Annotated in this window: 15 protein-coding genes; 6 read left to right on the top strand and 9 right to left on the bottom strand. The window is 66.6% G+C overall.

Annotated features, from left to right (window positions below; translation table 11 throughout):
• Window positions 1-147: 147 nt before the first annotated feature.
• Window positions 148-714 carry an HTH domain-containing protein gene (locus tag ACWHYQ_RS19110; RefSeq protein WP_447973680.1) on the bottom strand — a complete coding sequence of 189 codons (567 nt, stop codon included), beginning with the start codon at window positions 712-714 and terminating at the stop codon, window positions 148-150.
• Window positions 715-1,136: 422 nt separating this feature from the next.
• Between ACWHYQ_RS19110 and ACWHYQ_RS19105 the strand changes: the two genes are divergently transcribed.
• Window positions 1,137-1,601: a hypothetical protein gene (locus ACWHYQ_RS19105; protein WP_447973679.1), complete on the top strand. Its 465-nt coding sequence runs from the start codon at window positions 1,137-1,139 to the stop codon at window positions 1,599-1,601.
• Here ACWHYQ_RS19105 and ACWHYQ_RS19100 read toward each other — a convergent pair.
• From ACWHYQ_RS19100 to ACWHYQ_RS19090, 3 genes are all read right to left on the bottom strand, one after another.
• Window positions 1,556-2,200, bottom strand: coding sequence for a histidine phosphatase family protein (locus ACWHYQ_RS19100; RefSeq protein WP_447973678.1), 645 nt, complete (start codon window positions 2,198-2,200; stop codon window positions 1,556-1,558). The two genes, ACWHYQ_RS19105 and ACWHYQ_RS19100, sit on opposite strands and share 46 nt — an antisense overlap.
• A 14-nt stretch (window positions 2,201-2,214) precedes the next feature.
• Window positions 2,215-3,273 carry a WD40/YVTN/BNR-like repeat-containing protein gene (locus ACWHYQ_RS19095; protein ID WP_447973677.1) on the bottom strand — a complete coding sequence of 353 codons (1,059 nt, stop codon included), beginning with the start codon at window positions 3,271-3,273 and terminating at the stop codon, window positions 2,215-2,217.
• Between the two features lie 126 nt (window positions 3,274-3,399).
• Window positions 3,400-4,569 (bottom strand): lipocalin-like domain-containing protein, encoded by a 1,170-nt coding sequence (locus ACWHYQ_RS19090; protein WP_447973676.1) that lies wholly within the window; start codon window positions 4,567-4,569, stop codon window positions 3,400-3,402.
• 133 nt (window positions 4,570-4,702) lie between these two features.
• Here ACWHYQ_RS19090 and ACWHYQ_RS19085 point away from each other — a divergent pair, with 133 nt between their 5' ends.
• From ACWHYQ_RS19085 to ACWHYQ_RS19070, 4 genes are read left to right on the top strand one after another with little or no spacing between them, the layout of a single operon-like run.
• Window positions 4,703-5,380: an LON peptidase substrate-binding domain-containing protein gene (locus tag ACWHYQ_RS19085; RefSeq protein ID WP_447973675.1), complete on the top strand. Its 678-nt coding sequence runs from the start codon at window positions 4,703-4,705 to the stop codon at window positions 5,378-5,380.
• A 5-nt stretch (window positions 5,381-5,385) separates the two neighbouring features.
• A complete protein-coding gene (locus ACWHYQ_RS19080) occupies window positions 5,386-6,360 on the top strand; it encodes an ATP-binding cassette domain-containing protein (RefSeq protein WP_447973674.1) in 975 nt (324 codons plus the stop codon).
• Between the two features lie 53 nt (window positions 6,361-6,413).
• Complete coding sequence (locus ACWHYQ_RS19075) at window positions 6,414-7,193, top strand: ABC transporter permease (RefSeq protein WP_447973673.1); 780 nt, start codon at window positions 6,414-6,416, stop codon at window positions 7,191-7,193.
• A gap of 7 nt (window positions 7,194-7,200) precedes the next feature.
• Window positions 7,201-8,073, top strand: a complete 873-nt coding sequence (locus ACWHYQ_RS19070; protein ID WP_447973672.1) for a SirB1 family protein — start codon at window positions 7,201-7,203, stop codon at window positions 8,071-8,073.
• A gap of 10 nt (window positions 8,074-8,083) precedes the next feature.
• Here the strand turns inward: ACWHYQ_RS19070 and ACWHYQ_RS19065 are convergent, their stop codons facing one another.
• From ACWHYQ_RS19065 to ACWHYQ_RS19055, 3 genes are read right to left on the bottom strand one after another with little or no spacing between them, the layout of a single operon-like run.
• On the bottom strand, window positions 8,084-8,836 hold the full coding sequence (locus ACWHYQ_RS19065; RefSeq protein ID WP_447973671.1) for an MBL fold metallo-hydrolase: 753 nt from the start codon (window positions 8,834-8,836) through the stop codon (window positions 8,084-8,086).
• Window positions 8,837-8,857: 21 nt separating this feature from the next.
• A complete protein-coding gene (locus tag ACWHYQ_RS19060) occupies window positions 8,858-9,379 on the bottom strand; it encodes a cytochrome C (RefSeq protein ID WP_447973670.1) in 522 nt (173 codons plus the stop codon).
• A gap of 40 nt (window positions 9,380-9,419) precedes the next feature.
• The gene (locus ACWHYQ_RS19055) at window positions 9,420-9,878 is read right to left on the bottom strand and encodes a MarR family winged helix-turn-helix transcriptional regulator (RefSeq protein ID WP_447973669.1); all 459 of its coding nucleotides are present in this window, start codon (window positions 9,876-9,878) and stop codon (window positions 9,420-9,422) included.
• Between the two features lie 123 nt (window positions 9,879-10,001).
• Here ACWHYQ_RS19055 and ACWHYQ_RS19050 point away from each other — a divergent pair, with 123 nt between their 5' ends.
• Window positions 10,002-10,634 carry a HEAT repeat domain-containing protein gene (locus ACWHYQ_RS19050; RefSeq protein ID WP_447973668.1) on the top strand — a complete coding sequence of 211 codons (633 nt, stop codon included), beginning with the start codon at window positions 10,002-10,004 and terminating at the stop codon, window positions 10,632-10,634.
• Between the two features lie 5 nt (window positions 10,635-10,639).
• Here the strand turns inward: ACWHYQ_RS19050 and ACWHYQ_RS19045 are convergent, their stop codons facing one another.
• Both ACWHYQ_RS19045 and ACWHYQ_RS19040 read right to left on the bottom strand, forming a co-directional pair.
• Window positions 10,640-11,473, bottom strand: coding sequence for a metallophosphoesterase (locus ACWHYQ_RS19045; protein WP_447973667.1), 834 nt, complete (start codon window positions 11,471-11,473; stop codon window positions 10,640-10,642).
• Window positions 11,470-12,105 (bottom strand): hypothetical protein, encoded by a 636-nt coding sequence (locus tag ACWHYQ_RS19040; RefSeq protein WP_447973666.1) that lies wholly within the window; start codon window positions 12,103-12,105, stop codon window positions 11,470-11,472. Before ACWHYQ_RS19040 ends, ACWHYQ_RS19045 begins: the two co-directional genes overlap by 4 nt.

The raw sequence follows: 12,105 nt of genomic DNA, 5'->3' as shown, positions 1-12,105 counted from the left end.
TAGGACGCCGGGGGCAGGTGGCCCTGCCCCCGGCATCGTCGTGGGGTGGGTTTACTTCTTCTTCTTCTTCGCAGCCTTCTTCGTCGCCAAGACCCTCACCTCCTTTCGTGGGCTAAGCGTTCGCACTGCGCTCGTTGGATGCCGGCCTCAGACGGCCTCCGTCAACGGGGTTTCCAAGGCTTCGAATGTATTGGGTCCGACCTTCCTGAATCGCTTGTCCCGCTTGAGCGATGTCGCGACCGATGTCAGGGGCGTCTTGCCCTTGATCTGCATGCCGCCTTCGACAAGCCGTTGGAACAGCTCCTTCGCGTGCATGGAACGGCGTGCCTCCCGCAGGATCTGATAGGCGGCCTCCGGTACGCTCATGCCGACGTACTTGCTCCGCCCAAGCAGGATTTCCCGGGATTGGTCCGTTACGTCAGTGACAGGCAGAGGCCGGGCACCCTTCTCGTCGGTGATGATCTGGCTGGAGAGGCTAGCGAGCTTGGCCTTGTCGGCCTCGACACGGTAGAGAGTTTCGGCGAGTTCCAAGTATTTCTTAATAGTCGCGATTTCCTCTTCGAGGCGTCCGCGCTTCTTTTCCAGCTCCTGGAGGCGGTTTTTGTACACGCTGATGCGCTGCTCAAGTCCAACAATGATGTCTTTCAGCTCTTCCACATGCAAGTCCTCTTGAGAGCACGCTTGCTTTGTAGCACAGCTTGCATAGCTTGTCAACTAAAATTTCTCCATGTCGCGTGACAGGGATTTGAGCACAAGACACGCTCTTGATCAGAATTGTGTTCGATGGAGGGATAAGGCTTGATCGCCTTGCTTGATCGCGTGGCTTCCGTCCCGGTCCGCGAGGCGTGCCCTCGCCCGCTGGGCTGCGCTGGAAGCCCTGGCCTGCTGGGAAGGGCTGTGCTATGGTGCATACCCGATGCGCAAAGGGAAAAAACGCCGGCCGCGAAGGTACTCCCCCACTGGCCGCATAGGTGGGCGGCCCGTCGCGCCTGTGACCCAGGGCACGAAGGAGAGCAAGGGGTACTCTGTGCGGCCCAGGCAAGCAAGGAAAGACGGGGAAAGACTGCTGAAGGTACGTATCCGCTCGCCACAATTATGAGGCGAGCGGTCCAGGCTAGCAAGGAATGGAGGGTCCAATGAAGTCGGTCTGGTTGTACGTGCTCGCCCTGGTGGTGCTCGTTCCTTTTGGGTGCAGCAGGCCTTACCACGGCAAGGCGTTTTCGATGGAGAAGGGTCTGGAGGATGCCAAGGCGATTCTCGCCAAGCACGTGAAAGACCCGGACAAGGCCAACCAGGCGCAGGTGATCCTCGGTGACATCGTGGCGGAGGTGAAGCACCTCCGGGAGGAGAACGGCAGGCTTCACCGTCAGCTCTATGAGTTGAACGCCCGCTACGAGGCGGCGCCCGAGGACTTCACGAAGGTGCTGGACGAGCTCAATAACGCTCGGATGCGGTCGGCGTCGAAGATCCTCGGTATGCGGTTCAAGATGAAGGAGCTGATGACGGCCGAGGAGTGGAAGGCCGTCAACGACGCGCTCAGCGAGTATCGCGGCCGCTACCAGCGGAGGGACGCGGGCAAAAGCGGGTCGGGCGGCTCCTGATCCGGCGCCGCCGGAACGTAGTTCAGAACGAGCAGCTCAGCCGCGCCGTCGTGAAGGGACAGGCCGGTCAGCGAGGCGTGGTCAACGCGCAGTTGCCGGCTGAGGCGGAGGCTCAAGCCCGAGTAATGTGCGACGATTGCGCGGACAACGTCCGCGTGCGACACGCACAGGATCGGGCCGTCCGGCTCGCGCGCGAGGACCCGCTCGACCGCCGCCACTGCCCGCTCCTGCACCGCACGCAGCGTCTCGCCGCCCGGCGGACAGGTCTCCTCGGGCGCGGCGTAGAGGTTGCGCCGCGTGATCTCATCTGGCAGGTCCCTCCAAAACAGCCCTTCCCACTCGCCCAGGCCGATCTCAGTCAGCCCCCGATCTTCCGTCACCGGCAGGTGAAGCCTGGCGGCGAGGATCTCAGCCGTCTGGCGCGCCCGCGCGACGGGGCTCGAGCAGAGGGCGCGAATCGCCAGGCCGGCGACGTGGCCTGCCAGGCGCCGCGCCTGGCGCTCGCCGGTCTCGTTGAGCGGCACGGGACGCTCGCCCATAATCTGCCCGCTGCGGTTCCAGTCCGTCTCGCCGTGCCTGACCAGATAGAGGATGGGCATGGGTTGAATCGCCGCTAGGTGCTCTGAGGGAGCGCCCGGCCTGGGCCGGCCGTGAGGGGCACCCGGGTCCACGTCTTGCCGCCGTTCCTGCTCACGTAGAGCCCGCTGCCGTTGGTGCCGCAGAACAGGGTTTCGGGGTTTTTCGGGTTCATGACGATCGTCCGCACATTGAGTGTCGCGAGCCCTTCGTTGATGGCTTGCCAGGTCTGCCCGCCGTCGAGGCTCTTAAACACCCCTGCGCGCCCGCCGGCGTAGAGGATATTCGGGTTCCCCGGATGGAGGACGAGGCTGCTCACAAACTGGTCCCCGAGCGACTGGCCGATCCGGACCCAGAGGTCCCCGCGGTTCGTCGTCTTGAACAGGCCTTTGGTCGTGCCGGCGTAGACGGTGTCGGGGTTCGCCGGATCAATGATCAGGGTGTTGATGCCCAGGGAGAGCGAGGCTTCCAGCACCTCTGCCGGGATCAGCCCGTTGTTGATCTTGTGCCACGAGGCGGCGGCGTCCAAGCTCCGATAGGCGCCGCCCGTCGTCCCCGCGTAGAGGATCCGCGGGTTGTGTGGGTTGATGGCCAGGGTGACGACGATGTGGACCTCCTTCATCCCGTTCATCTGCTCCTCCCAGGTCCGCCCGCCGTCGGTGGTGCGGAAGATCCCCACCGTCGTGGCCGCGTACATCGTGTCGTGCTGGGTCGGGTGAAAGACGAACTGGTTGACGTAGGAGACGTGCTCCTTTAGCCCGACGTTGTGCGGCAGCCAGTGCTGACCGCCGTCCGGGCTCTTGTACACGGCGTCGCCCATGGTGCCGGCGAACACGTTCGCGGGAAACTCGGGATCGAGCGCCAGAGTGGTGACCCGCCGCGCGCTGAAATTGGGGAACTGCTCCCAGGTCGCGCCGCCGTCCCGGGTCTTGTACACCGAGTCGTTGGTTGCGACGTACCAGATGTTCGGGTTCGTGGGGTGCAGCGCGATCGCGGCGATCGTCTCGCTTTGGTTGCCGCAGCCGGGCAGCCAGAGGGTCAGCAGCAGCCACGCGGCGTGGATGGCCGTGGGAATCTGACCGGTGGTGAGCCTCATGGCCAGCGTGCGGCGCGCGGTCCTTCCTGAACGCCGCCAGCGAGCGCCCACCGGCGGCCGGCCCACCCTACCTATAGGGGAACCGCGGAGTCAAGAGCGTGGCCGCCGCCGGTGGAGCGCCGGCGGCTAGAGCCGCTGCCGGAAGCGCTCGGCGTAGCCGGTCAGCTCGACGTAGCCGTGCCCGGTAACCGGTCGGCCGCGGAACGTGCCAGACACGGCGACGGCGCCCTCCCAGTAGATGACCTGCGTGCTGTTGGTCGTGATCAGCTCCTGGTCAGGGAGGAGTGGCCGCAGTTCGAGGGATAGGTCGAGATCCGGCACGGACAACCGCCACCGGCTCGGGTAGCGGGCCCCGCTGCGGGCGCTCGTCCACGTGCCCAGCGAGTCCACGCGCACCTCGTCGAGCCGCAGATGGCGGGATCGGCCCTCGGGGAGCACCACCGTGCCGCTCGAGACTGGATCGGCGGATCCGTCCACCCGGCGCAGACGATAGAACATGAGCTCGGTGCGCTCGTCGAGCTGTACGCTGTACCAGTCCCAGCCGACCTGGTCTTCGCCCAGGTCGGCCGACCCGAACTCGTGGTCCATCCAGCTCGTGCCCGTCACCGCCAGCCGCTCGCCGGCCACCGTCACCGTCCCAGCGGTCTCCAGGCGGGTGAGCGAATAGTAATGCGAGGCTTGACCTGGCGCGGCACCCTTTCGGCTGATGCCCTCCGTGCCGTGGACGACCGGCGGCTTGACCGGAGTCAGGCGCAGCGCAATCGCGATGTCTTCGGCGGAGGCTGCGAGGTGATGCTGCCCGTGGACGTCCTGCGCGCGCCACCGATCAATCCAGACGTGCAGCCGGTCGGGTGCCGCGCCGGCCTTACCGATGCCCGCCCGGCTGACCTTTTCCGCGAAGCGGAAGCGCCCGCGGTCAATGTCGGAGAGGGCGAAGTGGGCCAGGTACACGTGGCGGATGGCCCAGCGCGCGGGATTAGTGTGGACCGACTGGCTGGCGACGCCTCTGCGGAAGAACGTGAGCTGGTAGCCGAATCGCCGACCGTCCGCAGCGGCGAGATGGCCCGTATAGTACCACCATTCGGTCCGGAACTCGTCGTGCGAGCCGTGGTCGCGCGGGAACTCGTAGCGGTAGCCGGGAGCCGCCTGCCGGAACTGTTCGGCGTCGGCCGATTCGGAGCGGGCCGCGGGGGACGGCGCGGGAAGCAGCGCTCCCAGCGAGAGGAGGACGAGGGCGCAGGACCCGGCGGGCTGGCGCCGTCGTGGGGCCGCAGGCGGCTTGTGCAGAGCCTCCATGGGGGGCTTATACCACGCGGATCTGGAGCGCGCAAATCTTCTGTGCTGACTGGACGGTTCGCGCGTCGTGACCGCGTCGCCGACGGCTCCACGCTTGGTTGACAAGGTCTTCGGCCTTCGGCTATCGTGAGGCATGCCAATCGAGTCTGACCGTCCGCGGCCGAGCGAGATAGCGGGGTTTCGGGTCCCCGCGCGCATCCCCATCTTTCCCCTGCCGAACGTCGTCTTCTTCCCTAGGACCTACTTGCCGCTCCATATCTTCGAGCCGCGCTATCGGAGCATGATCACGGACGCCGTCGGCGGCGGCCAGTGCGTCGGGATGGCGCTGCTTAAGGAAGGGTGGGAACCGGAGTACGACGGCAACCCGCCGATTCATCCGGTGGGCTGCGTCGGGCGGTTGGTGTCCGTGGAACGGTTGCCGGACGGGCGCTACGACATCGTGTTGCAGGGATTGTCGCGGTACGAGGTGCGCCAGGAGATCTACGAGAAGCCCTATCGCGAGGCGGTGATCGAGCTGAAGCCCGAAGCCGCGGCCCAGACGCTCCCTCCGGCCATTCGCGCCGAGCTGCTGGCTTTGCTGGCCGACTACCTGCGCGCGTGCCGGCGCGACCTGCGGTGGCGTGAGCACGGTCGGCCGGAGGCGCCGGACGACGTGCTGGTCAACACGATCGCGACCGTTCTGGATTTCACGCCGCTGGAGAAGCAGTTCCTGCTCGAAGCGGATACCCTGCTCCGGCGGGCCCGCCGGGCGATGGACCTCATCCAATTCAAGTTGTGCCAGGGCGACGCCGCGCAAGGCCGGGAGTGCTGAGCCCCATGGGTGCCGCCGCGATTGAAGCCTCCGGGTTGGGGAAGGTCTATGGTGCCGTCACGGCGATTGACGGCCTGTCCTTCCAAGTCAACGCGGGCGAGATCTTCGGGCTGCTGGGACCCAACGGTGCCGGGAAGAGCACGACGCTCCGCATCCTGGTGACGCTGCTCCAGCCGACCTCCGGGCAAGCCCTCGTGCTGGGCCACGACGTTGTCCGGGAGGCTGACCGGGTCCGTCGGCTGGTCGGCTACGTACCCCAGGAGCGTGCCATTGACCGGTTTCTCACCGGGCGGGAGCACCTCGAGCTGCTCGCAGCCCTATATCATCTCTCCCGGGACGAGGCGCGGGCGCGGATCCCCGAGCTGCTCAGGCTGGTGGACCTCGAGGCGCAGGCCGACCGGCCCGCCAAGACCTATTCGGGCGGCATGAAGCGCAAGCTGGACATTGCCTGCGGATTGTTGCCGAATCCCAAGGTCCTCTTCCTCGACGAGCCGACGCTGGGGCTGGATGTGCAGAGCCGGCTCCGGATCTGGGACTACATCCGCCGGCTCAAGGCGCGCGGCATCACGATCGTCATGACCACGAACTACCTGGACGAAGCGGATCAGCTCTGCGACCGCCTCGCGATCATTGACGGCGGCCGGATCAAGGCCATCGGCTCGCCCGCCGAGCTGAAGGCCGGCCTGGGCGGGGACATCGTGTCCGTGACCGTGGTCCCTGCGGGGATGGACGGGGTGGAGCGGCTGGCGGCGGCGATCAAGGGCGGGCCTGCGATCCGGGCCGTCAGCACGAGACCGGACGGCCTCGACATCCGGGTCGAGTCGCCCGAAAAAGCCTTGCCGCTGGTGCTGGAGGCGGCCAACCGTGTCGGCTGCCGGCTGGAGTTCATTGACTACCATCGGCCCCGCCTGGACGACGTGTTTGTCGCGCACACAGGCCACGCGCTCCGGGAGGAATTTCCGGCAGAGCCGGAGTTGTAAATTGTCAAGTTCTCGCGTTGACCACCCTCCAAGCTGACACTCAAACTGGTGGTATGTCTGAATATCTCCAAGAAGTTCTGGCGCTGACGATGCGCTGGGTCCGGCGGCTCAGCCGGGAGAAGTTCAGCATGCTGTTCACCTTGGTCCAGCCCATGCTGTTCTGGCTGATCTTCTTCGGCAACCTCTTCCAGCGGGCGGCGGACCAGCAGGTCATGCAGGCGCCGAACTACATCAGCTTCCTCGCGGCCGGCGTGGTGGTCATGACCGTGCTCAACAACGGGCTGGCCGGCGGCGTGGACCTGCTGTTCGACAAGGAGAACGGCTTCCTCGAGCGCCTGATGGCCGCGCCCATCCGCCGGACGTCCGTGGTCCTCAGCCGGTTCCTCTTCGTCACGACGATCACCTGTCTGCAGGTGCTGGTGATCCTCGGGGTCGCCTTCCTCTTCGGCGTCCGGCCGGCCACCGGCGTCGCCGGCGTGGCGGTGATCCTCTTCATCGGCATGCTGTTCGGGGTCGGCTTGACCGCGATCTCGATGGCGCTGGCCTTCTCGGTCAAGAGCCACGGCGACTTCTTCTCCATGCTGGGCTTCCTGTCGCTCCCCATGATCTTTCTCAGCTCCGCGCTCGTGCCGCTCTCGGCCATGCCGGGCTGGATGGCAGTCCTCGCCCAGGTCAATCCCATGACCTGGGCGATTGACGCGGTGCGCCCGCTGATCCTGTCGGGCTGGGCGGAGGCCCTGCCGAAGGTCGGGATGGTCGTTGCGATCATGGTGGTCTTCGACGCCCTCTGCCTGTATGGGAGCTCGCGGGCCTTCCACCGGGCCATGGGGTGAATTGACGATGGCGGCCATCAGTGAGAGTCAGATCAAAGCCCTCATCCGGCTGCTGTCCGATGACAGCGAGCGCATCGTGCGGACGATCCGCGACAAGCTGGTCGAGGTCGGCGAGAGCGCCGTCCCGCTGCTCCTGGAAGCGGAGATCGAGCAGCCGGAGCTGTCGCGCCGGGTCGAGCAGGTGCTCGACGAGATCCGCGGGAACCGGCTGGAAGAGGAAATGCGGCAACTCGCCGCCTGTCCGAATCAGGAGGTGGATCTCGAGGCGGGCGCCTTCTTGATCGCGCGCTACGCCTACCCCACGCTGGACGTCGGCCTGTACCGGCGCCGGCTGGACGAGATGGCGGCCGAGATCCGGGATCGCATGGGCCGACGCGTGTCGGGCGAGGAAGCGGTCAAGACCATGAGCCGCTACCTCTTTACGGAGCAGGGCTTCCGGGGGAATAGCAAGAACTATTACGAGGCGGACAACAGCTACCTCAACCGGGTCCTCGACCGGCGGACCGGCATCCCGATCAGCCTCTCGACCGTCTATCTCCTCGTGGGGCAGCGGCTCGGCCTGCCGGTGTACGGGATCGGCATGCCGGGGCACTTCCTCGTGAAGTTCGACTCGGAGCGCTACAAGGTCTTCGTGGACTGCTTCAACGCCGGCGCGTTGCTCACCGAGAAGGACTGCGCCCGGTTTCTCATCCAGGCGGGGTACGGCTTCGACCAGAAGTACCTGCAGCGCAGCTCCCCGCGCGCGATCCTGGTCCGCACGCTCAAGAACTTGATCGCGATCTACCACAAACTGGACGAAGGCGTGAAGGAAACGCGGCTCGCGCGGTTCATGAGCATTCTGGACGGGCGGAAGCCGGACGAATGCGAATCAGGCGGGTAGCCCGCACCGCTCACACTTCCAGCGACAACAAGTCCTTCGCCGTCACGATCCTTCCTTTGAATCGCCGTCCTGCCTGCGCCTTCACGTCGGCCCGCTCGGCGGCCGGATAGAAGTGCGAGAGCACGAGCCGGCCGATGCCAGCCTCAGCGGCCACGCGTCCGCATTCACCTGCATGCATATGCCCCGACCCGGGCCGGCTCTCGGGGAACGAGCAGTCCAGGACCGCCGCGTCCGCGCCCTCGCACAGGCCGACCAGCGCGGCGCAGTACTCGGAGTCGCCTGAGTAGACCAGGCTCCGGCCCTCGTGCTCGATCCGATAGCCCAGGCAGTGCAGCCGCGGGCTGTGGACCACGGTCCGCGGCGTGACCCGGGTCTCGCCGAGCATGAAGCTCCGGTCGCCGACCTCGCGCAGGCGCACCCGGAACGCGGCACTACCGAATCCAGGGAATGCCTTCAGGATCGCGCGAAAGAGCCGCTTCGTGCCGCGCGGCCCGATGATCGTGAGGTCCGGCCGCGTCCCGACGTACTTGGAGTAGAACGCTGCGTCGAAGAAGAAGGTGATGAAGTCCGAGAAGTGGTCGGCGTGGAAGTGGGAGAAGAGCAGGGTGCGGATCCGATGCCGGTCCACCCCTGTTTTTATGAGGTTCATCAGGGTCCGCGGGCCGAAGTCCAGCAACAGTGTCTGGTCGGTCTGGACCAGGTAGCCCGCGGCCGCCCGCGCGGGGTGGACGTTGGTGCCAGAGCCGAGGATAGTCAGGCGCATCGTCGCGGCGCGCTTGCCGAGTCATTGCGGAGATTGCGGGAACTGGACGTAGGGTTGCGGCGGCTCCTGGTCCGGCAGGAGGTAAGCCTGCGCCGGCTCACCGGCCGGCCCGAGGTGCTTGATGAACCGGTACATCGCGCGCAGGTCGTGCTCGTGGAGACCCCGAAGCGTAAACCACGGCATGGGGGGGCGCGTTCGCAGGGTGCGAGCGACTTGGACCCACTGGTCTTCCGAGAGGGTCTGCATGTAGAGCCTGAGATTGGACGCATAGGTCGTGCCCCAGGACCCGCGCCAGCCGAGCGTGTCGCCCACCAGCCATCGTGCCTCGTCAACCTTTCCTCCGGATTGGGCGTATCCCGGTGTGTGGCAATCGTTGCACCCCCCGAGTTTGACGAGGTAACACCCCCGCTCAATGGCGGCCGCCCCGGCTTGCTGGTCCGGCCTGTTCGATGACATGACGGGGTCGGCTGCAGACGCACCCATGGACGCGACCACGAGCAGGGCCAGGAGCATCGGGCAAGCGGGCAGGCTGGATAATCGCATGGCAGTCGCCTCCCAGTGGACAACGAAGCCGATCCGCCTCTCAAGCGGGCTTGGCCTGCCGGAAGCTGTCGCGGATGCGCAAGAGCAGGGCTCGGACCTGATCGGCCTCCTTCTGCGTGAGGGCCCGCTCGAAATAGGGCCGGAGAAACGCCGCGTGAGCGGCGAAGGTCTTGCGGAACAGCGCTGCGCCTCTCTCGGTCAGGCAGATCCGGCTGCAGCGCCGGTCGCTGGCGACTGGGTCGCGACGGATGAGCCCCTTCCGCTCCAGGCGGTCCAGGACCCCGGTTAACGTGCCCTTGGTCACCAGCGTGGCCGCGGACAGCTCCGAGCAGGTCATGCCGTCCGTGTCGCCCAATGTCGCGATCACGTCGAATTGGGAGGGGGTCAGGTGCATGGACCGGATGTGCCGGTTGTCCTCCCGGGAGAAGGCGAGGTATGCCTCCACGAGCGGGCGGAGCACCTTGAGGTAGGGGTCATCCTTGAAGTCGGGGAGGTCCATGAACGCGCTCATGGTAGTACTAGTTAGAATAACAGTCAAGGCAGGTTCTCCGGTCGGCGCCAGGTCGGGTGTGCCGAACTCCGCTGGCAGACGTTTTCCGCCTCCTGCTATGATGCGGGTCCGATGGCTACGCAGACGCGGCAAAGCCAGCCCAATCTGATCGTGGCGCTCCTCTTGGTGGGTGTCGTGGTGGCGGGCGTGTGGCTGTGGAAGCGGATTCCGCTCGATACCCGCGACGAGATCGTCGAACGGGGCATCCCGCTTGCCTTTGCGGCCGCGGCGGCGGGCGCGGTCGTCTTGGCTGTGGTGCGGAAGCTCCGTCGCCGCCGGCTGGTCCGCCGCCGGCGGGAGCGGCTCATCGCGCGCTTCGAGCGGGAGCCCTCGCCCGAGAAGCGGCTCGAGCTGGCCTTCGAGCTGGTGGAGTTGAACGACTACGAGCTGGAGGGGCTCGAGCGCGTCGCGCCGGCGATGGCGGAGCTGTTCACGAGGACGCTTCAGACCGCGCTGGGCGACAAGCAGCATCGCATTCGCGGGATGGCGGCAAGCCACCTGGGCGTGCTCCGCGACAAGCGGGCCGTCCCCCTGCTGCTGAAGGCCCTGGAGGATGACCACGCCTACGTCCGGGGCTGCGCCGCCCTGGCCCTGGGGCGGATGCGCGCCGTGGAGGCAAAGGAGAAGCTGGCCGAGGTGGCGAAGGAGGACTGGGATCAGACCGTGCGCAGCCGGGCACGCGAGGCACTGGAGCGGCTGGGGTAGCCTGCTCACTCCGACCATTCGATCTGCAGGATCTCCGGGGGGCAGTTCAGACGGATGGGCAGCCCCGACCAGCCAAGCCCGCGATTCACGTAGAGGCAGTGGCCGTTGCGCTCGTGGAGGCCCGCGACCCGCCCGCGACAGCCATAGGGCATCCAGAACGGCCGGATGCCGGGGAGCCGCCATTGCCCGCCGTGGCTGTGCCCGCACAGGGCCAAGTCCACCCCGTGGGACCCGTCCAGCAGGTCCAAGACCGCCGGCGCGTGGGCCAGCAGCACGGTGAACCGATCCGGCGCTCGCGGCGGAATACAGCGGACGTCCGCCCGATGCAGGGTGGGATCGTCGAGGCCGACGACGGACAGCTCTCCGGTTCGAAGCGGGACGAACACCGTTTCGTTGATCAGCAGGGTCAGCTTGTGCCGGTCCGCCAGATCCTTGAACCGGTCAGGCGGGATGCGGCTGAGGTGGTCGTGATTGCCCAGCGTGAGATAGACTGGGGCGATCTGCCGCAACCCGGCCAGGAAGCGAAACAGATGCGGCAGCGACCTGGGCAGGCTCAGCAGGTCTCCCGTCACGAAGATCCAATCCGGATGCGCGCGGGCGATGTCGGCGAGTATCCGGTCGTGCCGGGGCCGATACACGTTCAGGTGCAGGTCGGTGATGTGGATGGCCCGCCGGCCGGCCAGCGGCGCGGACCGGCAGGCGAGCCTGGAGAAGGCGGGCCGAGAGAGCCCCACTTCGAGCCAGGGCACCACGTTATGCAGCCGAACGACTTGGTTTTCGACCTTGTGGGTCAGGACAAACCAGGCCCGTCGGGGCCAGGGAACGTGCTGGGGGATCATCCGGAAACCCGGTTCAGGGCCGCCATGTCCTGTTCGGTGAACCGGTAGCCGCGGTCGAACAGGGTCCCCAAGCTGGCTATCAGCGGCTCGATGTCCCCGGCTCGGCGGAGGGCGTCGAATTTGGCGTTCAACACGGACAAGTGCGCCGAGGGTGCCAGTAGCGCGTCGTAGGGCAGGCCGAACGACTCGAGGATGTCCTGCAACTCCGCCGCGCTGTACCGCTGGTCGTCGTTGCGGTCGCCCACCAGGGCCAGCTCGTAAAACGTCAGGCTGATGGAAAGCGTGGATTGCCGCCGGCTGAAATCGTCCCGTGCCGACTCGAGTCCGCCCGGGTACCGGGTCTCGCATTCAGCCGAGGCGAAGGTCGGTCGCTGACGGGTCGAGCGGGCTGGCCAGGACACGCCCTCCACTTCCGGGCGCGGCGGCTTCTGGTATCGCTGCTTGTAGAACCATTCCGTGCAGAGCTGGGCGTCGAGGAACGTGCGCTTGTCGGACTGAATCTGCTCGCCGATGTGCGCCGTGAAGCGGCCGAACACGTCGGCCGGGTCTCCCGTCTCGGCGACGGCTGCGGGCGCCGCGCCGGTCCAGGTCCAGGCGAGCAGGGCAAGCACGGTCATTACGTGGCGCTTCAT

Source organism: Nitrospira sp. Kam-Ns4a (assembly GCF_965152595.1).
This window is presented reverse-complemented; position numbering and strand designations above follow the sequence as displayed.